A 26,306-nucleotide genomic window follows, 5' to 3' on the forward strand; every position below is an offset into this window, starting at 1 on the left:
GAGCTCGCGGCTGAAGCCGCTCCCACGGGATTCGCGCCCCGCCCCGACACTGCCCCACGGAGATTCCCATGACCCTCAAGCAACGCCTCACCGACGACATGAAGGCCGCGATGAAGTCCGGCGACAAGCAGCGCCTGGGCGTGATCCGCCTGGTCAACGCGGCGATCAAGCAGCGCGAAGTCGACGAGCGCATCGAGCTCGACGACGCCGCGGTGGTCGCGGCCATGGAGAAGATGGTCAAGCAGCGCAAGGATTCGGTGAGCCAGTTCGAGGCCGCCAACCGCGAAGACCTGGCCGCGATCGAGCGCGCCGAGATCGAGGTGATCCAGGGCTACCTGCCCGAGAAGCTGGACGAAGCCGCGATCCTGGCCGCGATCGACGAAGCCATCGCCGCGACCGGCGCCAGCGGCCCGGCCGACATGGGCAAGCTGATGGGCGCACTCAAGCCGAAGCTGGCCGGCCAGGCCGACATGGGCCAGGTGTCCGCGCTGGTGAAGCAGAAGCTCGCCGGCTGATCCGGAACGCCCGCAGGAACGCAGGCGGCATCCGCTGAACGTTTTGTCCACGTTCCACGCTTATCCTGCGGCAATGCATTTCCCCCGCGAACGCATCCGCGCACGCCTGCAGCGCCTGCAGGAAAGCCTGCCCGCCGCGCTGGTCCGCCGCTTCTTCGAGACCGACCTGCTCACGCACGCCGCGGCGCTGTCGTTCTACGCGCTGCTGTCGCTGGCCCCGCTGCTGGTGCTGCTGCTGTGGCTGGCGGCATCGCTGTATCCCACGGCCCAGGACGAACTGATGCGCCAGGTCGGCGACCTGGCCGGCAGCGGCGCGCGCGACGTGGCCACCACGGTGATCGCCAATGCGCAGCGCCGGCCCGATGTCGGCTCGCTTGCCGGCCTCTGGAGCACCGGGCTGCTGTTCATCGGCGCCACCGCGGTGTTCGCGCGCCTGCAGACGGCGCTCAATCTGATCTTCCACAGCGACGCGAAGCAGCTGTCCGGGCTCTGGGCGTGGCTGCGCAAGCGCGTGCTGTCGTTCGGCGTGGTGCTGGCGCTGGGCTTCCTGCTGATCGTCTCGATGAGCCTGACCACGGCGCTGCAGGTGGTGTTCGCCTGGCTGCCGTCGATCCTGCCGGTGCTGGGCAACATGACCTCGCTGGCGCTGTACACGGTCGCCTTTGCCTTCCTCTACCACTACCTGCCCGACCGCCGCGTGCGCTGGCGCCAGTCGCTGCTGGGCGGGCTGATCACGTCCGGCCTGTTCGTGCTCGGCCGCTGGGCGATCGGCCTGTACCTGGCGCAGGCCGCGCCCGGTAGCGCGTACGGCTCGATGGGCACCCTGGTGCTGCTGCTGGTGTGGATGTACTACGCCGCCGCGGTGTTCTTCATCGGCGCGCTGATCACCGCGGTGATCGACGAGCGGATGCTCGCCGCCGACGCGCCCCCGGCGGAACCCGCCCCCGGAGGCTGAGCCGGACGGCCAACCCCGGCCGCCAGATGCGATCATGGCGGCATGGCCCGCCTGTCCGACGCCTTCATCGACGATTTGCTCGCCCGGACGGATATCGTCGAGGTGATCAACGCGCGCGTGCCGCTCAAGCGGCAGGGCAAGGAGTACTCGGCACGCTGTCCGTTCCACGACGAGCGCTCGCCTTCGTTCACGGTATCGCCGACCAAGCAGTTCTACCACTGCTTCGGCTGCGGCGCGCACGGCACGGCGATTTCGTTCCTGATGAACTACGACCGGCTCGAGTTCCTCGACGCGGTCGACGACCTCGCCCGCCGCGCCGGCATCGAGGTGCCGCGCGAAACGCAGCAGCGCAACGAGAACTCCGACGCGAAGGAGCTGTTCGGCGCGCTGGAAGCCGCCGCGCAGTTCTTCCGCAGGCACCTGGCCGCGAGCGAGAAGGCGCGCGCCTACCTCGACCGCCGCGGCGTGGACGAGGCGATCCGCGAACAGTTCGCGATCGGTTACGCGCCCGACGGCTTCTCCGCGCTGCGCGACGCGCTGGGCACCGACGCGCGGCGCATGAACCTGCTCGAGCGCGCCGGGCTGTTCTCGAAGAACGACCGCGGCAACGTCTACGACAAGTTCCGCGACCGGGTGATGTTCCCGATCCACGACCGCCGCGGCCGCCCGATCGCCTTCGGCGGCCGCGTGCTCGACGCCGACGCCTCGCCCAAGTACCTCAACTCGCCGGAGACCGCGCTGTTCCACAAGGGCCGCGAGCTGTATGGCCTGTGGCAGGTGCGGCAGGCGAACTCGCGCATCGAGCGGCTGATCGTGGTCGAGGGCTACATGGACGTCGTCGCGCTGTTCCAGCACGGCGTGACGCACGCGGTCGCCACGCTCGGCACCGCGACCACGCCCGACCACGCCGAGCTGCTGTTCCGCAACGCGCCGGACGTGTACTTCTGCTTCGACGGCGACAATGCCGGGCGCAAGGCCGCCACGCGCGCGATGGAGTCGGTACTGCCGCGCATGCGCGACGGGCGCCAGGCGTTCTTCCTGTTCCTGCCCGAGGGCGAAGACCCGGATACCCTGGTGCGCAGCGAAGGCGCGCCCGGCCTGGACGCGCGCCTGCAGCAGGCCACGCCGCTGTCGCAGTTCCTGTTCGACTCGCTGTCGGCCGACGTCAACCTGTCCACGCTCGACGGCAAGGCGCGGCTGGCCGAGCGCGCGAAACCGATGCTGGCGCAGATCCCCGACGGCGCCTTCGGCGACCTGATGCGCCAGCGCCTGACCGAACTGACCGGCGTCGGCGCCCGCAACAGCGCGCCGGGCACGCACGTTCCGGTGCAGCGCGCGCATGCAGCCCACGCCGGCGCCACGCCCAGGCGAAGCCTGGTGCGCAGCGCGATCGCGCTGTTGCTGCAGAAGCCGGCACTGGCGCTGGAACTGCCGCCGCCCTACCGCTTCGTCGCCCTGCGCCAGCCGGGCATCGAACTGTTGACCGAGCTGGTCGCGCTGGTGAGCGCGCGCCCGGACATCAGCACCGGCGCGCTGCTGGAGCACTTCGCCGAACGCGAAGAATCTGTCGCGCTGCAAAAGCTTGCCAGCCAGACCTTGCCCGGCGACGAAGCACGCTGGCGCGACGAGCTATTCGACACCATCGCCCTGCTCGACCGCCAGGTGCTGCAGCAGCGCGTCGCCGAACTGCAGGCCAAGCAGCGCGAGTCCGGCCTCGACGACGCCGACAAGGCCGAACTGCGCGAGCTTCTGCAGGCGCAACGCGCGCGCTGAAGCCCGCGCCGGGGCCGCCCCTGGCAAACGACTACCAGGCGTACCTGACCTTCCCGTAGACGAAGGCACCCTGGGAGCCGAACGGCGAACTGCTCGGATAGCGGAAGATGCCGTGGAAGTTGCTGCCTTCGGGCGCCAGTTGCGGGTAGGTGTCGAAAATGTTGTCGGCGCCCAGCGTGAACGTCCAGCGATCACGGTAGTAATCAACGGAAGCGTTGAAGATCCACTTGGCCGGGTAGACGTCGTCGTTGTCGGAGCTGGTCGAACTGAATTCGGTCACGCCGCCGTAGCGCAGGGCGGTGCCGGTGAATTTCCAGTTGTTCTTCTTGTACGTGTTGGTCCAGATGAACTTGGAACGGGGCATCTGGTCGGCGAGCAATCCCCTTGTCTGGCTGCGGGTGATGCGGTTGAAGCCGACATCGCCCAGCGCGTCGAGTACCGCGGGGTTGGGACGGACGCTGGTCACTTCGTTCTTGTGGTATGCCCAGTTCACGGTCGTCTCGAACAGCCCGCCGTTGTCGAACTTCCTGAAGTAGTTCGAGACGATCCCGATGCCCCGGATCCGCATGTCCGCGGCGTTGGTGAAGTAGGCAAGGGCCACGTACTGCGGGTTCTCGATGCCGTTCTCGCCCAGGTAGTCCAGGACCGAATCGGCCACCAGCGACATCGAGCTCGACATCACGATGCGGTCCTTCAGGTCGATCTGGTACAGGTCCACCGTCGTGGTGAAGGAGGGGACCGGGTTCCACACCGCGCCGATGGTGTAGCTGCGCGTGGTTTCCGGCTCCAGCGGTTCACTGCCGAGCAGCAGCGCCAGTTCGTTGTCGACCGGCACCAGGCCGCGCAGGTAGATGCCCTCGGGCAAGCCCAGCGAGTTGCCTTCGGGATAGGACACGGAAGTCGTCGCCGAGCCGTGCTGCTGCCCCAGGCCCGGTGCGCGGAACCCGGTGGAGACCGTGCCGCGCAGGGCGAACCCGTTGTCGAAGCCGTAGCGCCCGGATACCGCGTAGGACAGGTTGGTCCCGAAATCCGAATAGTCTTCGTGGCGCAGTGCGATGGACGTGCTCAGGCGATCGGTGATGTTGCCTTCCAGCTGCACGTACTCGGCGATGGAATGCCTCGAGTTGTCGCTCGCGTCCTGGGGCCCCCAGCCGGCGAAGCCCTGGGCGCCGCCCGTGACCCCGGAATTGCCCACGTACCATGAGGCGATGTCGCCCTCCACGATCTGGTATCGCTGGCGCAGGTATTGCGCACCGAAGCCAAGGTGCCAGTTGTCCCCAAGCGACTTGCCGACGTCGACGCCGAACGTGGCCTGCGATGAAGTCAGGGTGCCGTCGTGGATGTCGGTGGGGCTGTAGCCGAAGTCGTTCCAGTAGGCGAAATTGATCGTGTTGAACGTGCCGTAGGACACGCGGTTGGCGCCCCAGGTGGCGCTGACGTCCCAGCTCCAGCCGCTGTCCGTATCACCCCGCACCCCCATGAAGAAGCTCTTGTCCCTGGAATCGCCGTGCTCCACCGGCTGGAAGCCGTCGCCATCCGGGAAGATGTACTGCATCAGGTCGTTCTTCGGCTCCGGCGCATTGGTGCCGTAGCGGTAGAACGCCATGGGCTCGGCCACGAGCCTGCCGTAATGCGCGGAGCCGTAGAGGCTCACGTTCGGCGTGAAGTCGTACCCCCAGTTGAAGAACGTGTTGTAGCTGTACGAGTTCGGGATGCCGACCTGGAATTTCTTTCCCAGCTCGGTAAAGCCGGGCCGGTTGTCCAGGCCGGCGCGGTTGGTGGGCTCCTGGTCGGCCATCTCCGCGGACACCCGCAGCCAGCCGTTGGCGCCCAGCCCGAAGCCGATGTCGCCCTGGATCCGCGACCGGTCGCCATCGCCCGCCGAATACTTGCCGTAGCTACCCACTACCTGGCCGCCTTCGGCGCCCTTTTTCAGGATGATGTTGATGACGCCGGCAAGCGCGTCCGAGCCGTACTGCGCCGAGGCGCCGTCGCGCAGCACCTCGATGCGCTCGATGGCGCCGATCGGGATCGTGCCGATGTTCACGCCCTGGGAGCCTTGGCCGACCTGGCCGAGCGTCAGCATCAGCGCGCTCGAGTGCCAGCGCTTGCCGTCCACCAGGATCAGCACCTGGTCGCTGTTGAGGCCGCGCATCTGGAAGGGTCGCGTGAAAGCGAACGTGTCGGACATCGACGCGAGCGGGAAATTCAGCGAGGGAACGACCTGGTCGAGCGCGCTGCCCAGGTCGATGGCGCCGGACTGGGTCAGCACCTCGGCGGGAATCACGTCGATCGGTACCAGCGACTCGGCATGCGTGCGGTTGCTGATGCGCGTGCCCGTCACGACGACGGCCGACAGGTCCGTGGCCTCCGCGGGCTCCGCATCCTGCGACCCGGCGTCCTGGGCGGCAGGCGGTGCCTCGTCGCGTCCCACGTCCTGCGCGTTCGCCATGCCGGCCAGCGCGAACAGAACCGACGCGGCGAGCAAGGTAGGAATGTTTCGACCCAGCCGTTCGTTCATGCGAAGTCTCCCTCCAGCATCATGTTTCCCAAGGGCCCGTCGCGACCGAACGCTCACTCACCCCGGACATGCAACGGATGTCCCCGACAGTCGGCCATGGATTCCGGTCCACGCAGTGCGCGGACCTGCATGCGACAGCGGCCTTCCCCCGACAGGACACGCGGTCTTCTCCGTGGCACCGCCCGAGCATAGGCACAAGCCGCCGGAGCCCGCCAATCAAAAGATGGGCATGAGCCATAACCGCAGGCTGTGGGTGGTCTTGTCCGGCGGACGGCGTGCAACCGTCCGCCGCGGGCCTCACACGGGCGCGAACTGCAGCCCCGAAGCCGGCTGCAACCACGGCATCAGCCAGTGGTCGAGCAGCAGGAACGCGAACAGCGCCATCAGGTACACCACGGAATAGTTGAACACGCGCATGGCGAAGAACTCGTCCGGCGGGTCCATCAGTTTCCACGCGTACCACAGGAACATCGCGCCGAGCACGACCGCGCCGCCGAGGTAGAACCAACCGCTCATGCCGACGATCGCCGGCAGCATCGTCACAACGAACAGCAGCACGGTGTACAGCAGGATCTGCCAGCGCGTGTACTTCACGCCGTGGGTCACTGGCAGCATCGGCACCAGCGCGCGCGCGTAGTCGGCGCGGCGGAAGATCGCCAGCGCCCAGAAATGCGGCGGCGTCCAGGTGAACACGATCAGCACCAGCAGCAGCGCGTGCGCCCAGTCCCAGCGGCCCTGCATGCCGGTCACCGCGGCCCAGCCCAGCAGCGGCGGCGCCGCGCCGGCGATGCCGCCGATGACGATGTTCTGCGGCGTCGCGCGCTTGAGGAAGCCGGTGTAGATGATCGCGTAGCCGATCAGCGAGGCGAAGGTCAGCGCGGCGGTGAGCGGATTGACCAATGCGATCAGGATCGTCATCGACGCCGCGCCCAGGAACACCGCGAACGCCAGCACCTGCGCCGGCTGCAGCGTCCCGGTCGCCAGTGGCCGGTTGGCGGTGCGCGCCATGACCTTGTCGATGCGCTGGTCGATCAGGTGGTTGATCGCCGCGGCCGAGGCCGCCGCCAGCCAGATGCCGAGCAGCCCGAACACGCTCTCGCGCAGCGGCGGCAGCCCGGGCACGGCCAGGAACATGCCCACCACCGCGGTGAACACGATCAGCGACACCACGCGCGGCTTGGTCAGCTCCCAGTACTGGCCGGCGATACCCTTCATGGCGCCACCATCCACCAAACCCGCAACGCTTCCAACCCGTAGGGCGGGTCTTGACCCGCCACGCCTTGATCCGCCAAGCCAACCGCAGGCATTGCCGTGATGCGGCAAAGGCGACGGCGGGTCAAGAGTTGGCGGGTCAAGACCCGCCCTACGGCAATGCCCTTCATCAGTCGATCGCCCTCAGCCGCGCCAGCAGCGACACCAGCACGAACAGCAGCAGCACGGCGCCGGCGTTGTGCGCCACGGCCACGTCCAGCGGCAGCGACAGCTTGACGTTGGCGATGCCCAGCGCGACCTGGGTGCAGGCCAGCAGCGCCAGCAGCACCGCCCAGCCGCGCAGCCCGGGCGTGCGCAGCAGCCGGACCGCCAGCGCAATAAGCGCGCCGAAAGCGACCACCGCCATCATCCGGTGCACCATCTGGATAGCGATGCGCGAGGCGCCGTCGAGGATGCCGCCCTCGTAGTCCACGCCGATCCCGCGCCAGAGCACGAAGCCCTCGCGGAAATCGTGCGGCGGCCACCACTGGCCGACGCACTTGGGGAAATCGTTGGCGCAGGCCAGCGCGGCGTAGTTGGCGCTGGTCCAGCCGCCCAGCGCGATCTGTACCGCCAGCAGCGCGAGCACCACGACCACCCAGCGCCGCAGTGCCAGCGCATCGGCCAGCCGGATCGGCGAATGCGTCGCCCGCCACGCCATCCACAACAGCAGCGCGAACGTGGTCAACCCGCCGAGCAGGTGGCCCATGACCACGATCGGCTTGAGCAGCCAGGTCACCGTCCACATCCCGAGCAGGGCCTGGAAGATGATCACCGCCAGGGTCAGCGATGCGATGCGCGACAGGTCCAAGTTCGACCAGCGCAGCGCGGCGAACAGCAGGATCGCCTCGCCGACGATCGCGAGCGCGGATGCAGCCGCGTGCTGGCCGCGCATGTACAGCGGGATCGCCAGCGCCACCAGCACCGCGGCCGCGACCACCTGCAGCACGCCGTGCGGGCGTTTGCGCGCGGCCAGCAGGGCCAGCACCAGCACCAGCACGCCGAGCGCGCCGGCGATCATGCGATGCAACTGCTCGCGCCAGGCCTTGTGCACCTCGACCGGGCGGATCGCGGTGGCGGCGTGGTCGACCGCGTCGCTGGCTGCGGTCGGCCAGGCGGCGCGGCCGTAGCAGGTCGGCCAGTCGGGGCAGCTCAGGCCGGCGTTGGACAGGCGCACGAACGCCCCGAACACGATCACGCCCAGCGCCAGCGCCACCGCCAGCCAGGCGATGCGGTGGAAGTGGCGGTACACCGTCGGCTTCGCGTAGCCGATTCCTGTGCCTGCGGATTTCACGTCTGCATTCATGGGCAGCGCATCACATCAGTCTCAGCAGCTTGGCCAAGTCTTCGCGCAGTCCTCCCGGATCGAAGCCGGGAGCGTAACGCAGAATGACGAAGCCATTCGGATCGACCACGTAGACCGGCACGCCGGCCGGGTCGTCGACGCGCGGCAGCTTTGCGCGCAGCGCCGGATCGGCGCGCAGCACCAGCGTGGCGGCATTGCGCGTGGCGCCTTCCGGCGGCGCGCCGAGCCAGAGGATGTCGAGCTCGTCGGCCTTGTTGCCGAACAGGCGCCAGACCAGGTCCAGTTCGCGCGCGAGCTCGCGGCACGGGTCGCCGCAGTCGGCCGGTGGCGCGACCAGCACGCGCCAGCGCCGTGCTTCAGGTTTCCAGGCGTATTCGCCTCCGTCTTCGAGCCGTGGCGCGACGTCGCGCAGGTCGGTCGGCGGCTGCAGCAGTTCGCCATTGTTCTTCATTCCCGACGGCTGCCAGCCGGCAAAGCGCAGCGCGCCTGCCACCAGCATGCCGCCCAGGAAGATCCCGACGATCACGAGGAAGGTCAGCCGGTTGCGGTTGGGCCGCGGTTGCTCGTTGCTCATTGCGTCGTCTTGTCCGGTTTGCGTTTGCGGAAGGTCAGCAGCGCCGCGATCGCCAGCACTGCCAGCGCCAGGGCGAACCACTGCACGGCGTAGCCTAGGTGGCGCTCGGGCGGCAGGGTGTTGGGCAGCACGTCCAGGTCGCGTGCATAGCCCAATGGCAGGGCAGGATCGAGCCTGAGCACCCGCGGCGCCAGCGACGGCTGCCGCAGCCGGTCGCGCAGCGCGGGCGCGTCCAGGCCGGTGGCGAGCAGCTGCCCGGTCGGTTGCTCCGCCACCACCGCGGCGAGGATGCCATGCGACGGCGGCGGTGCGAGCAGGCCGGCGACCTGCACCTCACCGGACGGGCGCGGCACGCCGGGCAGCTGGCGATCACCAGGCAGCGGCAGCCAGCCCAGTTCCACCAGCAGCGGCGCGGCACCGGTCGCGGCCGGCTGGAACACGCGGTACACGCGCACGCCGGGACGGTCGTCGCGCTGCTGGTTGTCGAGCAGCACCGCGGGCGCATCGGTGAAGCGCCCGGCGCCCGATGCCCAGTCGTAATCGCGGGTGCGCGCCACATCGGCGGCGAGCGCCAGCGGCTGCGGCGTGCGCTGGTCGAGCACCTGCTGCACGGCGTCGAGCAGGGCCTGCTTCTGGTGCATGCGTCCGAGCTGCCAGGCGCCGAGCGAGGCCAGCCCGGCCGCCACCAGCAGCGCCAGCAGCCACCATCCGGCGATGCTGCGCCAACTGCTCACCCGAACCGACCCCGCGCCTGCGATAATCCGCTCATGCACCAGGCCCGGAGACCGACATGAACGATTCGCTGAAAACCCTGCTGATCGTTGCCTTCCTGCTGGTCATCCTCTGGAACCTCGGCGCTGGCCTGTACTACATGCTGGTCGACAAGGGCCAGACCAAGCGCACCGTGAACGCATTGACCAAGCGCATCGCGCTGTCGGTAGCGCTGATCCTGCTGGTGATCCTGGCGATCTACATGGGCTGGATCACGCCGCACGGGGTGGGCCGTTGAAGAGCCGGGATTGGGGATTCGGGATTGGGGGTTCGTAAAAGCGCATCCCGTTTCCGGAGACGCAAAAGCGACGGCGGGCCGTCGCTTTTGCATTTCTGACTTTGCGAATCCCGAATCCCGAATCTCGAATCCCAGCTCTTACAGCACGTACACGAACAGGAACAGGCCGAGCCACACCACGTCGACGAAGTGCCAGTACCAGGCCACCGCCTCGAACGCGAAGTGGTCGTCCTTGCTGAAGTGGCCCTTGGCGCAGCGCAGCCAGATGATCGCGAGCATGATCGTGCCCAGGGTCACGTGCGCGCCGTGGAAGCCGGTGAGCATGAAGAACGTCGAGCCGTAGATGCCCGAACCCAGGGTCAGGTTCAGCTCGGTGTAGGCGTGGATGTATTCCTCGACCTGGAAGAACAGGAACGTGCAGCCCAGCAGCACGGTCAGCCCCAGGAACACCAGCAGCTGCTTGCGGTGGCCCGCCTTGAGCGCGTGGTGGGCGATGGTCACGGTCACGCCCGAGGTCAGCAGGATCAGGGTGTTGAGCAGCGGCAGGCCCCAGGCCGGGATGGTCTGGAAGTGGCCGCCGACCTGGCCCGGGCCAGCGGTCGGCCAGGCCGAGCTGAACCCGTCCCACAGCAGGGCGTTGGTCATCACGCCGTCGCCTTCGCCGCCCAGCCAAGGCAGCGCGTACTGGCGGGCGTAGAACAGCGCGCCGAAAAACGCACCGAAGAACATCACCTCGGAGAAGATGAACCACACCATCCCCATCCGGAACGAACTGTCGACCTGCTTGTTGTAGTAGCCGGAGACCGATTCGAGGATCACGTCGGCGAACCACTTGAACAGGATCACGATCATCCCGGCGATGCCGACGAAGAACATCGTCTTGCCGTAGCTGGCCTCGTTGAACCAGCTGGCCAGGCCGGCCATCGTGACGAACAAGGCCACCGACGCGAACAGCGGCCAGCGGCTGTGGTGCGGCACGAAGTAGGCGTTGGGGTCGTGGGCGGCTTGGGCTTGGGCCATGGTCGGTCTTCCGTTCGGATCCAGCAGTGTCGGTGTCAGGGTGCCGCGCGCGCGCCGACGGACGAACCCGCCGGTGCCTCGAGCTGCGCGGTCAACTCGTTGTTCTTGAAGAACGTGTAGGACAGGGTGATGGTATGGATGTTCTCGGGCAGGTCCGGCGCGACGATGAAGCGCACCGGCATGTCGCGCGCCTCGCCTGCGGCGAGCGTCTGCGCGGTGAAGCAGAAGCATTCGGTCTTGCTGAAATACCCGGACGCGCGCGCCGGCGCGATCGAGGGCACCGCGTTGCCGACGATGGCGCGCTTGCCGTCGTTGCGGGCGTAGAACATGGTGTCGTACTGCTGCCCGGGACGGACCTTCATGGTGGCCTGTTCCGGCCGGAACGACCACGGCAGCTTCGAGTTCACGCCACCGTCGAACTGCACGGTAATGACGCGGTCGGACTTGCCTGCCCCGAGGGCGACAGCGCGATCGCTGCCGATCGCGCTGTTCTCGACGCGGATGCCGAACACCTTCTCGCAGGCGATGCGGTACATCGGCACCAGCGAGAAGGTGAACGCGAACGCGGCAAGCGCCACGCCCACCATCTTCACCGCGCCGCGGCCGTTGCCGCTCTTGCGGTCGTCGGTCTTGCGCTGCTCGTCCTGCGCGCTCACGTCGCCAGCACCCCGCTGAGGATGAAGCCGATGTAGATCACCACCGCGATCGCCGCCACGACCAGTACGGTGCGACGCACGCCCGCGCGGCGCGCGGCTTGTTCGTCATCGCGGTGGTCGGGGGACGTCATGGCCAGGTCGCTCGTCACGCCGGTCAGTGGGTGATGTCGCCGTGCGCCAGGTCGCCGTCGCGAATGACCGGCGGCGTGGTGAACGTGTGGTGCGGCGCCGGCGACGGCACCGTCCACTCCAGGCCCTTGGCGCCTTCCCAGACGCGGTCGGTGGCCTTGGCGCCGTGGCGCTTGGAATGCCACAGGATCGCGAACATCAGGAACGGCGTGATGAACATGCCGAACGCGCCGATCGAGCTGACCAGGTTCCAGTCGGCGAACACCACGTTGTAGTCGGGGATGCGGCGCGGCATGCCGGCCAGGCCCAGGAAGTGCTGCGGGAAGAACAGCAGGTTGACGAACACCAGCGTCCACCAGAAGTGGAACTTGCCCCAGAACTCGCTGTACATGCGGCCGGTCCACTTCGGCCACCAGTAGTAGATCGCGGCGATGATCGCGAACAGCGCGCCGGTGACCAGCACGTAGTGGAAGTGCGCGACCACGAAATAGGTGTCGTGGTACTGGAAGTCGGCCGGGACGATCGCCAGCATCAGGCCGGAGAAGCCGCCGATCGCGAACAGCACCACGAACGCCAGCGACCACAGCATCGGCGTCTCGAACGTCAGCGAGCCGCGCCACATGGTGCTGACCCAGTTGAAGATCTTCACGCCGGTGGGCACGGAGATCAACATCGTGGCGAACATGAAGTAGATCTCGCCGCCCAGCGGCATGCCTACGGCGAACATGTGGTGGGCCCAGACGATGAAGCTCAGGAACGCGATCGAGGCCAGCGCGTAGACCATCGCCTGGTAGCCGAACAGCGGCTTGCGCGAGAACGTCGGGATGATCTCGCTGACGATGCCGAACGCCGGCAGGATCATGATGTAGACCTCGGGGTGCCCGAAGAACCAGAAGATGTGCTGGTACATCACCGGGTCGCCGCCGCCGGCCGCGTTGAAGAAGCTGGTGCCGAAGAACTTGTCGGTCAGCAGCATGGTCACCGCGCCGGCCAGCACCGGCATCACCGCGATCAGCAGGAAGGCGGTGATCAGCCAGCTCCAGGAGAACAGCGGCATCTTCAGCAGGTCCATGCCCGGCGCGCGCATGTTGAGCACGGTGGCGATGATGTTGATCGCGCCCATGATCGAGCTGATGCCCATCATGTGGATGGCGAAGATGGTGAACGCGACGTTGGCGCCGCCCTGCAGCATCAGCGGCGGGTACATCGTCCAGCCGCCGGCAGGCGCGCCGCCGGGCAGGAACAGCGTGCCCAGCAGCATGATGAAGGCGAACGGCAGGATCCAGAACGACCAGTTGTTCATGCGCGGCAGCGCCATGTCCGGCGCGCCGACCTGCAGCGGGATCATCCAGTTACCCAGGCCGACGAAGGCCGGCATGATCGCGCCGAAGATCATCACCAGCGCATGCATGGTGGTCATCTGGTTGAAGAACTCGGGATCGACCAGCTGCAGGCCCGGGATCGTCAGCTCGCTGCGGATCACCACCGAGAACGCGGCGCCGATGATGACCATCGTGAAGCTGAAGAGCAGGTACAGCGTGCCGATGTCCTTGTGGTTGGTCGAGAAGAACCAACGGTCGATGAAACCCTGCTTGTGGCCGTGGTCGTCGTGGACCTGGGCGCTGTCTGCGGCTGCGGGATACGTGGACATGTGCTGCCTACCTCGGGTGTGCTTGTCTGTACGGCGTGTGGTTACGGCGGGCGGGCGGCCGGTCAGCCGGCCGCGGGCGCGGCGGGCTGCGGGTCCAGCCGCGCGGTGGCAGGCGCGGCATCGGTTTCTTCAGCCGCCGGGGCGACTTCGGCCGGTGCCGTCGGCGCAGGCGCGGCGGCGGGAGCCGGCGCCGGCGCGTTGGCGGCCTTCTGCGAAGCAAGCCATTGGCGGTACTCGGCCTTCGGCACGGCCTTGACCACGATCGGCATGAAGCCGTGGTCCTTGCCGCACAGCTCGGCGCACTGGCCGCGGTAGATGCCGGGCTCCTGGATGTCGGCCCAGGCCTCGTTGACGATGCCGGGGATGGCGTCCTGCTTCCAGCCCAGCGCCGGCACCCACCAGGAGTGGATGACGTCGTCGGCGGTGATCACGAAGCGGACCTTGGTGTCGACCGGCAGCACCAGCACGTTATCGACGTCGAGCAGGTAGTGCGGGTTGGCCTCCACCGTCGGCCGCTCGCCGCTCTGGCGCATGCGGTCGCTCTCGCGGTCCAGGCGGCTGGTGAACGCCACGTCCTCGCCCAGGTATTCGTACTTCCACATCCACTGGTAGCCGGTGACCTTGACCGTCATCTCCGAGTCGCGGGTGTCGTACATCGCGATCAGCTTGGTCGTGGCCGGCCAGGACATGCCGATCAGCAGCAGCACCGGGATGATCGTCCAGATCACCTCGGCCGTGGTGTTGTGGGTGAACGTGGCCGCCACCGCGCCCTTGGACTTGCGGAAGGCGAAGATCGCGTAGGCCATCGCCGCGAAGACCACCACGCCGATGCCGACGCAGATCCACAGCGCCATCATGTGGGCGTCGTAGGCGTGCTTGGACAGCGTGGTGACGCCGCGGCCCATGTTGAGCTGCCATTCCACCGGGTCGGCGGACTGCGCGAACGCGCTGGCGGACAATCCGAGCATGCCCAGGCCCATCCCGTATCGGGGCATGGCCCCCCGCTTGGTGCGCAATTGTTTCAGCTGACCGGCTTGCATCACATCGAACCCCGAATGCCTCGTTGGCGTCATGGCTGGCGAGTCCGCAACCGGGCCCGCACGCGGCCCGGGAACGGGCCAGGAAACGTGCGCAGGAACGATGGCGAGCTACGGATAACCTGCAAATGGTAGCTGCGACGGGCGTTGGGCGGCAAGCAACGCCGGCCGGGATCGGGCGCGCACGGCTGTTCGCGCGCGCGCACAAGGCCTAGAATCGCCGGCCTTACGTGCCTGGGTGCCCCGTGACCGCCATCCTGTCCCCCGAACTGCCGCCGCAGCCCTCCGCGCTGCGCGCGGCCATCACTGCAGCCTGGGCCCGCGACGAGACTGAACACGTCCACGAACTGCTGGAGCAGGCGCGCCTGCCAGGCGCCGACCGGGAGGCGATCCGCACCACCGCTGCCGACCTGGTGCGCCGGGTCCGCGCCCGCGCCGCCGACCAGGGCGCGATCGAGGCCTTCATGCGCCAGTACGACCTGGGCAGCGAGGAAGGCGTGCTGCTGATGTGCGTGGCCGAGGCGCTGCTGCGGATCCCGGACGAGGAAACCACCGACAAGCTCATCCGCGACAAGCTCGGCGAGGCCGACTGGAAGCGCCACATGGGCCAGTCGGACTCGGTGCTGGTCAACGCCTCCACCTGGGGCCTGATGCTCACCGGCCACCTGGTGGACCTGGCCGACGACACCCGGCGCGACGTGCACAACGCCTTCAAGCGCCTGGTCGGGCGGGTCGGCGAGCCGGTGGTCCGGCTGGCCGTGCGCCAGGCGATGAAGATCATGGGCCACCAATTCGTGATGGGCCGCACGATCGCCGAAGCGCTGGCGCGCGGGCGCAAGGGCGACAACGCCCGCTACCGCTACTCGTTCGACATGCTCGGCGAGGCCGCGCTGACCCAGGACGACGCCGACCGCTACCTGCGGGCCTACCACGACGCCATCGCCGCGATTGGCCGCAGCGGCCCGTTCGAGGACGAGATTCCGGCGCCTTCGATCTCGGTCAAGCTCTCGGCGCTGCATCCGCGCTACGAGCACGCCAAGCGCGAACGGGTGCTGGCCGAGCTGGCCCCGCGGGTGCTCGACCTCGCCCGGCGCGCGAAGCAGCACCGCATCGGCATGACCATCGACGCCGAGGAAGCCGACCGCCTGGAGCTGTCGCTGGACGTGTTCGAGGCCGCGTGGGCGGACCCGTCGCTGGCCGGCTGGAACGGCTTCGGCATCGTCGTGCAGGCCTACCAGAAGCGTGCGCCGTACGTGATCGACTGGGTCGCCGACCTCGCCCGCCGCCACGGCCGCCGCATCCCGCTGCGCCTGGTCAAGGGCGCGTACTGGGACAGCGAGGTCAAGCGCGCCCAGGTCGACGGCGTCGAGGGCTACCCGGTGTTCACCCGCAAGCCCAGCACGGACGTGTCCTACCAGGCCTGCACGCGGCGCCTGCTCGACGCCACTGACGCGATCTACCCGATGTTCGCCACCCACAACGCGCAGACCATCGCCGCCGTCCACCACATGGCGCGGGCGACGATCGGCGGCACACGCGACGCCGACGGCCGTTTCCGCTACGAGTTCCAGAAGCTGCACGGCATGGGCGACGACCTGTATGCCGAGGTGATCCCGGCCGACCGCCTGGACGTGCCCTGCCGCGTCTACGCGCCGGTGGGCTCGCACGAGGACTTGCTGCCGTACCTGGTCCGGCGCCTGCTCGAGAACGGCGCCAACTCCAGCTTCGTCAACCGCATCACCGACGAGGGCGTGGCGATCGACGACCTGGTCCGCGACCCGGTCGAGACCGTGGACGCGTTCGACGCCATCCCGCACCCCCGCATCCCCCTGCCGCGCGAGGTCTACCGCTCGCAGGGCCACGACCGAGACAATTCCATGGGCATCAACCTCTACAACGACGAGCAGCTGCGCGAGCTCGCCGAACAGGTCAACGCGGCCGTGCGCGACGACTGGCGCGCGGGTCCGCTGGTGCCGGGCGCGAAACCCTCGACCGCGGACACGGTGGAAGTCACCAACCCCGCCGACCGTCGCCAGATGGTCGGCCACTGGCAGCCCGCGGACAGCGCGGTGATCGCACAGGCGATGGACAACGCCGTGGCTGCGCAGCCGGCCTGGGACGCGACTCCGGTCGCCAGCCGCGCGGCGATCCTCGAGCACGCCGCCGACCTGCTGGAGCAGCGCACGCCGGCGTTCATGGCGCTGTGCACGAAGGAGGCCGGCAAGACCATCCCCGACGGCGTCGCCGAAGTACGCGAGGCCGTGGACTTCCTGCGTTACTACGCCGGCCAGGCCCGCACCCTGGTCGCACCCGAATCCCTGCCCAGCCCCACCGGCGAAACCAATACCCTGCAGCTGGCCGGGCGCGGCGTGTTCGCCTGCATCTCGCCATGGAATTTCCCGCTGGCGATCTTCATCGGCCAGGTCGCCGCCGCGCTGGTCACCGGCAACAGCGTGCTGGCCAAGCCGGCCGAGCAAACCGCCCTGGTCGGCTTCGAGGCGGTCAAGCTGCTGCACGAGGCCGGCGTGCCGGAGGCGGTGCTGCAGCTGTTGCCCGGCGACGGCGCAACCGTCGGCGCCGCCCTGACCGGCGACCCGCGCATCGCGGGCGTGGTGTTCACCGGCTCCAATGGCACCGCGCTGGCGATCAACCGCGCGCTGGCCGCGCGCGACGGCGCGATCGGCACCCTGATCGCCGAAACCGGCGGCCAGAACGCGCTGGTCGCCGACTCCTCGGCCCTGCCCGAGCAGCTGATCAAGGACGCCATGGCCTCGGCCTTCACCTCCGCCGGCCAGCGCTGCTCGGCCGCGCGCGTGCTGTTCGTGCAGGACGACATCGCCGACAAGGTCATCACCATGCTCGCCGGCGCCATGGCCGAGCTCAAGGTCGGCGACCCGGGCCAGCTGTCCACCGACGTGGGCCCGGTGATCGATGCCGATGCGCTGGGCATGCTCGACAGGCACGCCGAGCGCATGCAGGACGAGGCGCGCCTGATCGCGCAGGCCGCGACGGGCGAGGACACCGCCCACGGCACGTTCTTCGCCCCGCGCGCCTGGGAACTGAAGTCGCTGTCGCAGCTGGACCGCGAGAACTTCGGCCCGGCGCTGCACGTGATCCGCTGGAAGGCCGACGAGCTCGACCAGGTGATCGACGCCATCAACACCACCGGCTACGGCCTGACCCTGGGCATCCACTCGCGCATCGACGAAACCGTCGACTACATCGCTTCGCGCGCCAAGGTCGGCAACGTCTACGTCAACCGCAACCAGGTCGGCGCGGTGGTGGGCGTGCAGCCGTTCGGCGGCCAGCGGCTCTCGGGCACCGGCCCTAAGGCCGGCGGCCCGCACTACCTGCCGCGCTTCGCCACCGAGAAGGTCATCACCATCAACACCACCGCCGCCGGCGGCAATGCGAGCCTGCTGACGCTGGGCGAATAGGCGCCGCTTGCGCGGCACCTGCGACCGTCCCGCGCTTTGCCGTAGGTCGGGGCTACGCCCCCGACGACCGCGTCCGCGGCGGGTTTCGTCGCGACGGTCGCGGCTACACTCCTGATCGGTGCGTGCGCCCCGCGTCGGGGACGTAGCCCCGACCTACGGCCAAAAAAAACCCCGCCGAAGCGGGGTTTTTTTGTGGTGCCTGAAACGACGGATCAGAAGCGGAACTGCGCCGAGATGCCGTAGTTGTCCGCGCCACCGTCGTACTCGCCGCTCAGGTACGAACCGCTCGACGAGGCGATGCCCACGACCGGCGTATCGACCAGCTGGATGCGCGAATAGCTGGCGGTGATGTCGAAGTTGTCGCTCACCGCCCAGGTCGCGCCCAGCGAGTACCACATGCGGTCCTGGTCGGGCATGCGCGGGGTGCGGTGCGGCAGGCTCACCGGCGAGTCGTCGCGGGCAACGCCGCCGCGCAGGGTCCAACGCTCGTTCAACTTGTACTCGGCGCCGATCGAGTAGAACCAGCTGTCCTCCCAGCTGTAGTCCTCGGCCGAGTCGGGCTGCGCCGGGTTGTCGAACTCGATGCGGATCTCCTTCAGCGAATCCCAGCCGGCCAGATTGGCTTCGGCCATCAGCGCCAGCTTCTCGTTGACTTCCCAGGTGGCGCTGAAGGAGTCAATGCTGGGCAGGGTCAGCTTGGCGCCCGCGGGGCCGGTGACGTAGGCGCCGCCGGCGGTGACGAACGCGGCGGTGCCGGGCACGTCGAACGTCGCCGTGCCGCGGATGTCGTGCTTGATCTCGGATCGGCGCGAATAGCCGAACGACAGGTTGTCGGTCGGGCGCCAGTTCATGCCGAAGATCCAGCCGAAGCTGTTGTCGGTGCCGTTCACCGACACCTTGCCGTCGTTCTTCTGCGGGCCGTACGGGCCGGTCACCGGGTTGGGCATGAAGCACAGCGGCTGGGTCTGCGGGTTGGCGCAGATGCCGCTGCCGAAGTCGATCGCGTTCGACAGGGTCACGTCGGAATGCTCGTACACCAGGCCGACGCCGACCGAGAAGCGCTCGCTCAGGTCCAGCGAGGCCGCCAGGGTCAGGTCGATGATCTTCACGTCCGAGTCGATCGCGTGGTAGCGGCCGGCCCAGGTGTCGTCGTATTCGGTCTTCAGGCCGAACGGTGCGCTGATCATTGCGCCGAGGGTGACGTACTCAAGTTGCCCGCTGAGCGGCTTGATGAACGACATCGCCGGGACGACGTTCAGGCCGCCGGCGTCGCCGCCGGCGCCACCGGTCAGCGGCTGGGCGAGCGGCGAACCGGCCGCGGCACTGCCGCCGCCTTCGAACTGGAACGACAGGTCGATCGCGGTGACGTCGGCCTGGAAGGTGTTCTTGTCGAAGGTCGACATCACGGCCGGGTTGTTGGCCACGACCGAGGCATCGCCCTTGGCCGACGCGGCACCGGCCATCGAGCGGCCCTGGGCCTTGACGCTGTTTTCCTTGAGCAGGAAGGCCGCGGCGTGGGCCTGGCTGAAGGCCATGGCGCCGGCGATGCCGAGCGCAAGGGCGGTAATTTGAACGAGGCGGGGATGGGTGTGCATTGCTGGGTCTCTCTCCGTAGGCAGGTTTTTCGGGCGCGTCGTGCGGCTTGGGCGATGTCCCCCGCCCTGGCCATTCCTGCCGGAAGCCCCCTCCCGACTGACGACGCGGACGCACTATACCGTGGCGTGTGGTATCGCGCGCAAGCCGGGCCGCGGCTGCCGCCCCGGGAGGCGGAGCAGGTATCTTGGCCTCCGGCCGCTGCCACGGAACCGTCAATGTTCGTCTCCATTCCCTCCCGCCAGCGGCAGCAGTTGCGCTGGGCTACGCCGACCCTGGTGGCCGTGCTGTGGCTGGCGTTCCTGTGGGCCAGCACCCGCCCGGGCGGCCAGCAACGGGCGCTGCTGCTGGAATGGGGCGCGCTGAGCGGCGGCCAGCTGCCCGCGGACATCCTGCGCTCCTGGGCCGACGGCGAGCACTGGCTGCGCCTGCTCACCGCGCTGTTCCTGCACGCCGACTGGGCCCACCTGCTGGGCAACCTGGTGTTCCTGCTGATCTTCGGCCTGCCGGCGGAGCGGGTGATGGGGCCGTGGCGTTTCCTGCTGCTGTTCCTGCTCGGCGGCTGCCTGGCCAACTTCGTCGCAGTGCTGGCGATCGGCGCCCCGGACCGCCTGATCATCGGTGCCAGCGGCGCGGTCTCGGCGGTGATCGGCGCCTACCTGGCGCTGTTCCCCAATGCGCGCCTGGGCGTGGTGCTGCCGTTGGGGCTGTTCCTGGAGTTCGTGCGCGCGCCGGCCTCGCTGCTGATCGGCATCTGGGCGCTGCTGCAGGTGGTGTTCGCCTACATCGGCCCGGCCTTCGGCGCGGTGGCCTGGGCGGCGCATATCTCCGGCTTCGTGTTCGGGATCGTGTTCGCGCTGCTGGCACGGCGCGGGATCGCGCAGCGGTTGCGGAAGTTGAAGGGGTATTGAGGGGCTGGGGGCTGGGGGCTGGGGGCTGGGGAAAGCGTAGTTCCATGGATCCGTCATTCCCGCGAAAGCGGGAACCCAGTGTCTTGACCGGAAACCTCGTCGAAAAGTCTCTGGGTTCCCGCTTTCGCGGGAGTGACGGCAAGAAAGCCTTTCGGCCCCCGTCCCTGGCCCCCAGCCCCCAGATCCCAGCCCCCCGTACAATCCCCCCATGCCCAAACCCCTCTACAAAGTCGTCTTCCACAACCACGGCAAGGTCTACGAGCTGTACGCGCGGCGCGTGGCGGCGAGCGCGATCTGGGGCTTCACCGAGGTCGGCGAGCTGGTGTTCGACGTGCACGACGGCCTGGTGGTCGACCCCACCGAGGAGCGCCTGCGCGACGAGTTCGGCAACACCCGCGTGCTGCACCTGCCGATGCAGAGCATCGTGCGCGTCGAGGAAGTGGAGAAGAAGGGGCAATCGGCGATCCGCGACGCCGAGTCCGGCGAACGCGTGGTGACGCCGTTCCCCTTGCCGGCAAAGCCACGCTGAAGACGGCTGCTGGCGCACGCACGCGGCGCCTGTAGATCGCAGCTCCGCGTTTCCGCTGTGCGCCTTGCGCTCTTGACGCTAAAGATCCCGCCGAATGACGCAGCCTGCAGACCCGGAGGGCGCCGCACATGGATGTTCGCGCGCGCTCCTGCGCGCGCGGTGACGCTCATCGAAGAAGTGAACTCGGCCGCGCAGCGGGCGAAACGCTCTTGATCTATTTGCGCACCGGGGCCGGGGCCGCGGCCGCAGCAGCCGGCACGACCGGCTTCTTGAGCTCCGCCAGCGCCGCCGTGATCGGCGCGTCGCCTTCGAGCACGTCGCCGGCGTTGCTGCCGGCGATCTCCTCGTCGCCACGCAGGTGGCCTGGCAGCAAGGCCTCGGCGTAGTCGGCGTGGCTGTCCTGGCCTTCCTTGCCTTCGGGCTTGAGCACCACGTCCGGGTCGATGCCGCGCGCCTGGATCGACTTGCCGCTGGGCGTGTAGTAGCGGGCGGTGGTGAGCTTGACCGAGTCGCCGTTGTCCAGCGGTAGCAAGGTCTGCACCGAACCCTTGCCGAAGGTGCGGCTGCCGACGATGCGCGCGCGGCCGTTGTCGTGCAGGGCGCCGGCCAGCACCTCCGAGGCGCTGGCCGAACCGGCGTCGACCAGTACCGCCACCGGCGCGCCGTGCATCAGGTCGCCGGGGGCGGCCGAGAACTGCGCATCGCTGATCGGGCTGCGGCCGCGGGTGCTGACGATGCCGCCTTCGTCGAGCAGGTCGTCGGCGATCTGCACCGCCGTGGTCAGCAGGCCGCCGGGGTTGCTGCGCAGGTCCAGCACCAGGCCGCGCAGCTTGTCGCCGGAACCGGCCTGCAGGCGCTTGAGGGTCGATTCGAAGTCGGCGGCGGTGTCGGCCTGGAACGCGCTGATGCGGATGTAGGCGTAGCCGGGTTCGAGCATGCGGCCACGCACGCTGGCCAGCTTGATGGTGCCGCGGGTGACGCTGATCTGCAGCGGCTTGGGTTCGCCTTCGCGCATGATGGTCAGCTTGAGCGTGCTGCCCGGCTCGCCGCGCAGCGGGCCCTGGCCTTCGGCGCTGGCCGGGGTCAGCGGCTTGCCGTCGACGGCGACGATGAGGTCGCCGGCCTTCACGCCCGCGCGCGCGGCCGGGGTGTCGTCGATCGGCGCGATCACCTTCACCTTGCCGTCGGGCAGCTGCTGGACTTCCACGCCGATGCCGTCGTAGGCGCCGCTGGTGTCCTCGTCGAAGGCCTCGGCGTCGTCCTTGTCGAGATAGGCGCTGTGCGGGTCGAGGTCGAGCAGCAGGCCGCGGATCGCCGAGTCCATCAGCGCCTTGTCGTCGACCGGCTCCACGTAGGCCTCCTTGACCGCCATGAAGACCGACACGTAGCGCTTGATCTCCTCCAGCGGCACCGCGCTCGCCGCGCTCTCGGCGGCCTCGGGGTCGTCGCCCGGCTCGGTCACGGCGGCGGGCGGCTCGTCGCCCCGCGCATCGACCGGCAGTTCCTGCGCAAGCGCCGGGCGGGCCAGCAGCAGGGCAAGGGCGAGGATCGGAAGGCAACGGCGCATGCAGGACTCCGCGGGAGCGTGGCGTGGATCGCGCATTGGACCACGGGGCCGCGCGCGGGTTCTCGGGATTATGGGGTGTGGCGCCGGCCATTCACCAAGGAAGTCCTGAATGGCTGCCGCCATCCCCTCAAGGCGGGAACGACGGGTAAAAGCACGGCGACCCGTGACAGGCGCAGCATCAGCGCTTCTGCAGCCAGCTGCCCGGGTTGACCGGATTGCCGTTGCGGCGCAGTTCGAAGTACAGCGCCGGCCGGCCCTGGCCGCCGGAATTGCCGACGCTGGCGACCGGGTCGCCGCGCTTGACCTGCGCCCCGGCGTCCTTGAGCAGGGCGTCGTTGTAGGCGTACAGGCTCATGTAGCCGTTGCCGTGGTCGATGATCAGGATCAATCCATAACCGGTCATCCACTCCGAGAACACCACGGTGCCGTCGGCAACCGCCTTGACGGTGGTGCCCGCCGGCGCGCCGATCAGCACGCCGGCGCTCTTGCTGCCGTCGGGCATGGGCGCGCCGTAGCCGGCGACCAGGGTGCCCGACACCGGCCAGCCGAGTCCGCCAACCTTGATCGGCGCGGTCTTGGCCACCTCGATCGGCGGCGGCGGCGCCTTGTGGCTCGTGCCGCCTTCCTTCGCACGCGCGGCGGCCGCGGCTTCCGCGGCGCGACGCGCGGCGGCGGCCTTCGCCGCGGCTTCGCGCAGCCGGGCCAGCAGTTTCTCCAGCGACCTGGCGTCCTTGCCCAGCGCCTTCTCGCGGTCGCGCCGGTCCTGGTAGCGCTCGTCGAGCGTGGCGACGGTGGCGCGGCGCTCACGGCGGTCGCTTTCGAGCTCGGCCAGCTGCGCGCGCTGCCTGGCCTTGGCCGCATCCAGCGCCGCCTGGCGCTGCGTGATCTCGGCTTCGACGCGCTCGAGTTCGGCCAGCTCGGCGCTGAGCGCCTCGATGCGCTGCATGCGGTCGCGCTGCAGGTAGCGGTGGTAGGCCAGCGCGCGCGCGGCCTCGGCGACCTTGTCCTGCGACAGCATCAGCTTGAGCGGCGCATCTTCGCCAATGGCATAGGCCGCGCGCAGCAGCGCGCCCAGCTCATCGCGGCGGGCGGCGAGCGAAACCTGCATCGTGTCGCGCCTGTCGCGCAGCTCGGCCAGCGCCGCCTGCTGCCGGGCAAGCTCGGCCTCGGTCTCGCGCAGGTTGCGCGTGGACGCGCCGACCTTCTCGTCGACCTCGCGCAGCTGCCGGCTGGCATCGCCGCGCCGGCCTTCGATCCTGCGCCGCTCGGCGGCGACTTCCTTCAGTTCGCGGTTGACCTTTTCCAGCTTGCGCTGCGTTTCGCCGGTGCTCTGCGCCTGCACCGCCACCGGCGCCAGCATCGCGACGAGCACCCCGGCAAGCACGGCCGCGGGCAGGCACCACGGGCGGCGCGCGCGCGGCATCAGCCGGGGGCGAACAGGCTGCGGCCGCTCATCGCGTCCGGCTTCGGTAGGCCGAGCAGGTCGAGCACGGTCGGCGCGACATCGCGCAGCGAGCCGCCTTCGCGCAGCGCCACGCCGGCGCGGTCGCCCACGTACACCAGCGGCACCGGGCCGACGGTGTGCGCGGTGTGCGGCTGGCCGGTGGCCGGGTCGCGCATCATCTCCAGGTTGCCGTGGTCGGCGGTGACTACCAGCGCGCCACCGGCTTCGCGCACGGCCGCGTCCACGGCGCCGAGCGCGACGTCGACCGCTTCGGCCGCCTTGATCGCCGCCTGCAGGTCGCCGCTGTGGCCGACCATGTCGGGGTTGGCGATGTTGCACACGACCAGGTCGAAGCGGCCCGAGCCGATCGCGTCGACCAGCTTCGCCGTCAGCTCCGGGCAGCTCATCTCCGGCTGCAGGTCGTAGGTCGCGACCTTCGGGCTGGGGACGAGGATGCGCTCCTCGCCGTCGAACACGTCCTCGCGGCCACCGCTGAAGAAGAAGGTGACGTGCGCGTACTTCTCGGTCTCGGCGATACGCAGCTGCTTCAGGCCTGCTTCGGCGGCCAGTTCACCGAGCGTGTCACGCAGGTCGTCGGGCGGGAACGCGACGGCCGCCGGCAGCTTCGCGTCGTATTCGGTCAGGCAGACGTAGGCCGCAAGCTTCGGCCGGCGTGCGTCGAAGCCATCGAAGCCGGGCGACACGAACGCCGAGCTCAGCTGGCGCGCGCGGTCGGCGCGGAAGTTCATGAACACCACCGCGTCGCCGTCGGCCATCGGCGCGGCGCCGTCGATCACGGACGGCAGCACGAACTCGTCGTTCTCGCCGCGCGCATAGGCGTCCTCGAGCGCAGCGGCGGCGGTCGGTGCGTGGTGGTCGGACTTCGCCTCGACGATCGCATCCCACGCCAGCCGCACCCGCTCCCAGCGCTTGTCGCGATCCATCGCGTAATAGCGGCCGCCGACGCTGGCGATGCGTGCGTTGCCGAGCGCATCGCACCTGGCCTGCAGCGCGTCCAGGCTCGCGGCCGCCGAGCGCGGCGGGGTGTCGCGGCCGTCGAGGAAGGCGTGCACGGCCACCCGCGGGACGCCGGCGCGCTGCGCGAGTTCCAGCATCGCGAAGACCTGCGCCTCGTGGCTGTGCACGCCGCCGGGCGAGAGCAGGCCCATGACGTGCAACGTGCCGCCGTCGGCCTTCACCGCATCGCAAGCGCCGCGCAGCTGCGCGTTGTCGAAGAAGCTGCCGTCCTCGATCGCCGCGTCGACCCGGGTCAGGTCCTGGTAGACGATGCGGCCGGCGCCCAGGTTCATGTGGCCGACCTCGGAGTTGCCCATCTGCCCGTCCGGCAGGCCCACGTGGCGGCCTTCGGTGTGGATCAGCGTGTGCGGCGATCCGCTCCACAGGCGTCGCCAGTTCGGCAATTGCGCCTGCGCGAGCGCGTTGTCGGCGGGGTCGTCGCGGTGGCCCCAGCCGTCGAGGATCAGCAGGACGACCGGTTTCGGGCGGGCGGCGCGGGCGGCTTCAGGCACGACGGAGGGACCAGTGACTAAGGACAGATGCGATTGTAGCGAAGCCCGTGCAGGCTGGACCCGTCGGGCACGCGCCCTTCCGAAGTCCTATCCTCGCCGCATCGTTCCACCCGGAGTCCACGCCATGCCCGCCTTGCCGCGCCTTCCACTCGCCTTCGCCCTGTCGCTGCTGCTGGCTTCCGGCGCCGTGGCCGCGGCGCCCGACGGCGCCGACATCGACAAGGTGAACGGCAGCATCACCGCCGAGTCCGGCCAGGTGTACGGCGACCTGGACACCGTCAACGGCAGCATCCGCCTGGAGGACGGCGCGCACGCCAAGGACGCGGAGACCGTCAACGGCAGCGTCAAGGCAGGCAACGACATCGAGGCCGAGGACGTGGGCACCGTCAATGGCGAGATCCACATCGGCGAGCGAGCGCGCATCGGCGGCCGCATCGAAACCGTCAACGGCGGCGTCTTCGTCGGCCGCGGCGGCAACGTCGCCAAGGGCATCGAAACGGTCAACGGCGCGATCGGCATCGTCGCCACCGAGCTGGGCGGCAGCATCGTGACCGTCAACGGCGACATCACCGTCGGCGTCGATTCGCACGTGCGCGGCGGGCTGAAGGTCCACAAGCAGAACTCGACCTGGCTGCCGATCCAGTTCGGCAGCAACCGCAAGCCGCGCATCGTGATCGGGCCCAATGCGGTGGTGGAGGGCGACCTGGTGTTCGAGCGCGAAGTCACGCTGTACGTGCACTCCAGCGCCCGCATCGGCAAGGTCATCGGCGCCACGCCGGTCGCGTTCGACACGCCGCGCGCGCCGCGCGACTGAGGGCCGCGGGGCGCCCGCTTCAAACGGGCATTCCGGGCGGCGCGCGCCACGAGCGCTAGAATCCGTGGGGTTCCCACCGCACAGG

The 26,306-nt window shown here is 69.1% G+C and carries 22 protein-coding genes; 8 read left to right on the forward strand and 14 right to left on the reverse strand.

Annotation, left to right across the window (positions count from 1 at the left end):
* Nucleotides 1-68 precede the first annotated feature (68 nt).
* The 3 genes from ACFONC_RS07410 (at nucleotide 69) to dnaG (ending at nucleotide 3,243) form a co-directional block, all read left to right on the forward strand.
* Nucleotides 69-515, forward strand: coding sequence for a GatB/YqeY domain-containing protein (locus tag ACFONC_RS07410; RefSeq protein ID WP_386743103.1), 447 nt, complete (start codon nucleotides 69-71; stop codon nucleotides 513-515).
* 73 nt (nucleotides 516-588) lie between these two features.
* Entirely contained in the window at nucleotides 589-1,470 is an 882-nt protein-coding gene (locus ACFONC_RS07415) for a YihY/virulence factor BrkB family protein (protein WP_386743104.1), read from the forward strand.
* A 42-nt stretch (nucleotides 1,471-1,512) separates the two neighbouring features.
* Nucleotides 1,513-3,243: a DNA primase gene (gene dnaG / locus ACFONC_RS07420; RefSeq protein ID WP_386743105.1), complete on the forward strand. Its 1,731-nt coding sequence runs from the start codon at nucleotides 1,513-1,515 to the stop codon at nucleotides 3,241-3,243.
* A gap of 31 nt (nucleotides 3,244-3,274) precedes the next feature.
* Here the strand turns inward: dnaG and ACFONC_RS07425 are convergent, their stop codons facing one another.
* The 5 genes from ACFONC_RS07425 to ACFONC_RS07445 form a co-directional block, all read right to left on the reverse strand.
* On the reverse strand, nucleotides 3,275-5,764 hold the full coding sequence (locus ACFONC_RS07425) for a TonB-dependent receptor plug domain-containing protein (protein WP_386743106.1): 2,490 nt from the start codon (nucleotides 5,762-5,764) through the stop codon (nucleotides 3,275-3,277).
* Between the two features lie 297 nt (nucleotides 5,765-6,061).
* On the reverse strand, nucleotides 6,062-6,979 hold the full coding sequence (cyoE, locus tag ACFONC_RS07430) for a heme o synthase (protein WP_386743107.1): 918 nt from the start codon (nucleotides 6,977-6,979) through the stop codon (nucleotides 6,062-6,064).
* Between the two features lie 166 nt (nucleotides 6,980-7,145).
* Nucleotides 7,146-8,288 carry a COX15/CtaA family protein gene (locus tag ACFONC_RS07435; RefSeq protein ID WP_386744595.1) on the reverse strand — a complete coding sequence of 381 codons (1,143 nt, stop codon included), beginning with the start codon at nucleotides 8,286-8,288 and terminating at the stop codon, nucleotides 7,146-7,148.
* Between the two features lie 43 nt (nucleotides 8,289-8,331).
* A complete protein-coding gene (locus ACFONC_RS07440; RefSeq protein WP_386743108.1) occupies nucleotides 8,332-8,895 on the reverse strand; it encodes a hypothetical protein in 564 nt (187 codons plus the stop codon).
* On the reverse strand, nucleotides 8,892-9,629 hold the full coding sequence (locus tag ACFONC_RS07445; protein ID WP_386743109.1) for an SURF1 family protein: 738 nt from the start codon (nucleotides 9,627-9,629) through the stop codon (nucleotides 8,892-8,894). The genes ACFONC_RS07440 and ACFONC_RS07445 overlap by 4 nt, the downstream gene beginning before the upstream one ends.
* Nucleotides 9,630-9,685: 56 nt before the next feature.
* Here ACFONC_RS07445 and ACFONC_RS07450 point away from each other — a divergent pair, with 56 nt between their 5' ends.
* Nucleotides 9,686-9,904: a twin transmembrane helix small protein gene (locus ACFONC_RS07450; protein ID WP_386743110.1), complete on the forward strand. Its 219-nt coding sequence runs from the start codon at nucleotides 9,686-9,688 to the stop codon at nucleotides 9,902-9,904.
* A gap of 138 nt (nucleotides 9,905-10,042) precedes the next feature.
* Here ACFONC_RS07450 and ACFONC_RS07455 read toward each other — a convergent pair whose 3' ends face one another.
* The 5 genes from ACFONC_RS07455 to coxB all read right to left on the reverse strand — a co-directional run bounded on the left by ACFONC_RS07455 (nucleotide 10,043) and on the right by coxB (nucleotide 14,355).
* On the reverse strand, nucleotides 10,043-10,924 hold the full coding sequence (locus ACFONC_RS07455) for a cytochrome c oxidase subunit 3 (RefSeq protein WP_386743111.1): 882 nt from the start codon (nucleotides 10,922-10,924) through the stop codon (nucleotides 10,043-10,045).
* Nucleotides 10,925-10,959: 35 nt separating this feature from the next.
* Nucleotides 10,960-11,511: a cytochrome c oxidase assembly protein gene (locus ACFONC_RS07460; protein ID WP_386744597.1), complete on the reverse strand. Its 552-nt coding sequence runs from the start codon at nucleotides 11,509-11,511 to the stop codon at nucleotides 10,960-10,962.
* Nucleotides 11,512-11,576: 65 nt separating this feature from the next.
* Nucleotides 11,577-11,711: a hypothetical protein gene (locus ACFONC_RS07465; RefSeq protein ID WP_386743112.1), complete on the reverse strand. Its 135-nt coding sequence runs from the start codon at nucleotides 11,709-11,711 to the stop codon at nucleotides 11,577-11,579.
* A gap of 23 nt (nucleotides 11,712-11,734) precedes the next feature.
* Nucleotides 11,735-13,360 carry a cytochrome c oxidase subunit I gene (gene ctaD / locus ACFONC_RS07470; protein WP_386743113.1) on the reverse strand — a complete coding sequence of 542 codons (1,626 nt, stop codon included), beginning with the start codon at nucleotides 13,358-13,360 and terminating at the stop codon, nucleotides 11,735-11,737.
* 62 nt (nucleotides 13,361-13,422) lie between these two features.
* Nucleotides 13,423-14,355, reverse strand: coding sequence for a cytochrome c oxidase subunit II (gene coxB, locus ACFONC_RS07475; RefSeq protein WP_386743114.1), 933 nt, complete (start codon nucleotides 14,353-14,355; stop codon nucleotides 13,423-13,425).
* 296 nt (nucleotides 14,356-14,651) lie between these two features.
* On the opposite strand from coxB, the gene putA reads away from it, so the two are divergent.
* Nucleotides 14,652-17,834, forward strand: coding sequence for a bifunctional proline dehydrogenase/L-glutamate gamma-semialdehyde dehydrogenase PutA (gene putA / locus ACFONC_RS07480; RefSeq protein WP_386744599.1), 3,183 nt, complete (start codon nucleotides 14,652-14,654; stop codon nucleotides 17,832-17,834).
* Nucleotides 17,835-18,046: 212 nt separating this feature from the next.
* Here the strand turns inward: putA and ACFONC_RS07485 are convergent, their stop codons facing one another.
* On the reverse strand, nucleotides 18,047-19,429 hold the full coding sequence (locus tag ACFONC_RS07485; protein WP_386743115.1) for an OmpP1/FadL family transporter: 1,383 nt from the start codon (nucleotides 19,427-19,429) through the stop codon (nucleotides 18,047-18,049).
* Between the two features lie 216 nt (nucleotides 19,430-19,645).
* On the opposite strand from ACFONC_RS07485, the gene ACFONC_RS07490 reads away from it, so the two are divergent.
* Nucleotides 19,646-20,338, forward strand: coding sequence for a rhomboid family intramembrane serine protease (locus ACFONC_RS07490; RefSeq protein WP_386743116.1), 693 nt, complete (start codon nucleotides 19,646-19,648; stop codon nucleotides 20,336-20,338).
* 208 nt (nucleotides 20,339-20,546) lie between these two features.
* A complete protein-coding gene (locus ACFONC_RS07495) occupies nucleotides 20,547-20,867 on the forward strand; it encodes a DUF1820 family protein (RefSeq protein WP_386743117.1) in 321 nt (106 codons plus the stop codon).
* A gap of 214 nt (nucleotides 20,868-21,081) precedes the next feature.
* Here the strand turns inward: ACFONC_RS07495 and ACFONC_RS07500 are convergent, their stop codons facing one another.
* The 3 genes from ACFONC_RS07500 to gpmI all read right to left on the reverse strand — a co-directional run bounded on the left by ACFONC_RS07500 (nucleotide 21,082) and on the right by gpmI (nucleotide 25,407).
* On the reverse strand, nucleotides 21,082-22,434 hold the full coding sequence (locus ACFONC_RS07500) for a S41 family peptidase (protein WP_386743118.1): 1,353 nt from the start codon (nucleotides 22,432-22,434) through the stop codon (nucleotides 21,082-21,084).
* 178 nt (nucleotides 22,435-22,612) lie between these two features.
* On the reverse strand, nucleotides 22,613-23,857 hold the full coding sequence (locus ACFONC_RS07505; RefSeq protein ID WP_386743119.1) for a murein hydrolase activator EnvC family protein: 1,245 nt from the start codon (nucleotides 23,855-23,857) through the stop codon (nucleotides 22,613-22,615).
* Nucleotides 23,857-25,407, reverse strand: coding sequence for a 2,3-bisphosphoglycerate-independent phosphoglycerate mutase (gene gpmI / locus ACFONC_RS07510; RefSeq protein ID WP_386743120.1), 1,551 nt, complete (start codon nucleotides 25,405-25,407; stop codon nucleotides 23,857-23,859). Before gpmI ends, ACFONC_RS07505 begins: the two co-directional genes overlap by 1 nt.
* Nucleotides 25,408-25,531: 124 nt before the next feature.
* On the opposite strand from gpmI, the gene ACFONC_RS07515 reads away from it, so the two are divergent.
* Nucleotides 25,532-26,221 carry a hypothetical protein gene (locus ACFONC_RS07515; RefSeq protein WP_386743121.1) on the forward strand — a complete coding sequence of 230 codons (690 nt, stop codon included), beginning with the start codon at nucleotides 25,532-25,534 and terminating at the stop codon, nucleotides 26,219-26,221.
* The last annotated feature ends 85 nt before the right edge of the window (nucleotides 26,222-26,306 follow it).

This window comes from Luteimonas soli (assembly GCF_042648865.1).
Taxonomy (GTDB): domain Bacteria; phylum Pseudomonadota; class Gammaproteobacteria; order Xanthomonadales; family Xanthomonadaceae; genus Luteimonas; species Luteimonas soli.

Coding starts and splice junctions, on each gene's coding strand:
- ACFONC_RS07410 (WP_386743103.1), top strand. CDS start 69: ATGACCCTCAAGCAACGCCTCACCGACGACATGAAGGCCGCGATGAAG.
- ACFONC_RS07415 (WP_386743104.1), top strand. CDS start 589: ATGCATTTCCCCCGCGAACGCATCCGCGCACGCCTGCAGCGCCTGCAG.
- dnaG (WP_386743105.1), top strand. CDS start 1,513: ATGGCCCGCCTGTCCGACGCCTTCATCGACGATTTGCTCGCCCGGACG.
- ACFONC_RS07425 (WP_386743106.1), bottom strand. CDS start 5,764: ATGAACGAACGGCTGGGTCGAAACATTCCTACCTTGCTCGCCGCGTCG.
- cyoE (WP_386743107.1), bottom strand. CDS start 6,979: ATGAAGGGTATCGCCGGCCAGTACTGGGAGCTGACCAAGCCGCGCGTG.
- ACFONC_RS07440 (WP_386743108.1), bottom strand. CDS start 8,895: ATGAGCAACGAGCAACCGCGGCCCAACCGCAACCGGCTGACCTTCCTC.
- ACFONC_RS07450 (WP_386743110.1), top strand. CDS start 9,686: ATGAACGATTCGCTGAAAACCCTGCTGATCGTTGCCTTCCTGCTGGTC.
- ACFONC_RS07455 (WP_386743111.1), bottom strand. CDS start 10,924: ATGGCCCAAGCCCAAGCCGCCCACGACCCCAACGCCTACTTCGTGCCG.
- ACFONC_RS07460 (WP_386744597.1), bottom strand. CDS start 11,511: ATGGTGGGCGTGGCGCTTGCCGCGTTCGCGTTCACCTTCTCGCTGGTG.
- ACFONC_RS07465 (WP_386743112.1), bottom strand. CDS start 11,711: ATGACGTCCCCCGACCACCGCGATGACGAACAAGCCGCGCGCCGCGCG.
- ctaD (WP_386743113.1), bottom strand. CDS start 13,360: ATGTCCACGTATCCCGCAGCCGCAGACAGCGCCCAGGTCCACGACGAC.
- coxB (WP_386743114.1), bottom strand. CDS start 14,355: ATGCCCCGATACGGGATGGGCCTGGGCATGCTCGGATTGTCCGCCAGC.
- ACFONC_RS07485 (WP_386743115.1), bottom strand. CDS start 19,429: ATGCACACCCATCCCCGCCTCGTTCAAATTACCGCCCTTGCGCTCGGC.
- ACFONC_RS07490 (WP_386743116.1), top strand. CDS start 19,646: ATGTTCGTCTCCATTCCCTCCCGCCAGCGGCAGCAGTTGCGCTGGGCT.
- ACFONC_RS07495 (WP_386743117.1), top strand. CDS start 20,547: ATGCCCAAACCCCTCTACAAAGTCGTCTTCCACAACCACGGCAAGGTC.
- ACFONC_RS07500 (WP_386743118.1), bottom strand. CDS start 22,434: ATGCGCCGTTGCCTTCCGATCCTCGCCCTTGCCCTGCTGCTGGCCCGC.
- ACFONC_RS07505 (WP_386743119.1), bottom strand. CDS start 23,857: ATGCCGCGCGCGCGCCGCCCGTGGTGCCTGCCCGCGGCCGTGCTTGCC.
- ACFONC_RS07515 (WP_386743121.1), top strand. CDS start 25,532: ATGCCCGCCTTGCCGCGCCTTCCACTCGCCTTCGCCCTGTCGCTGCTG.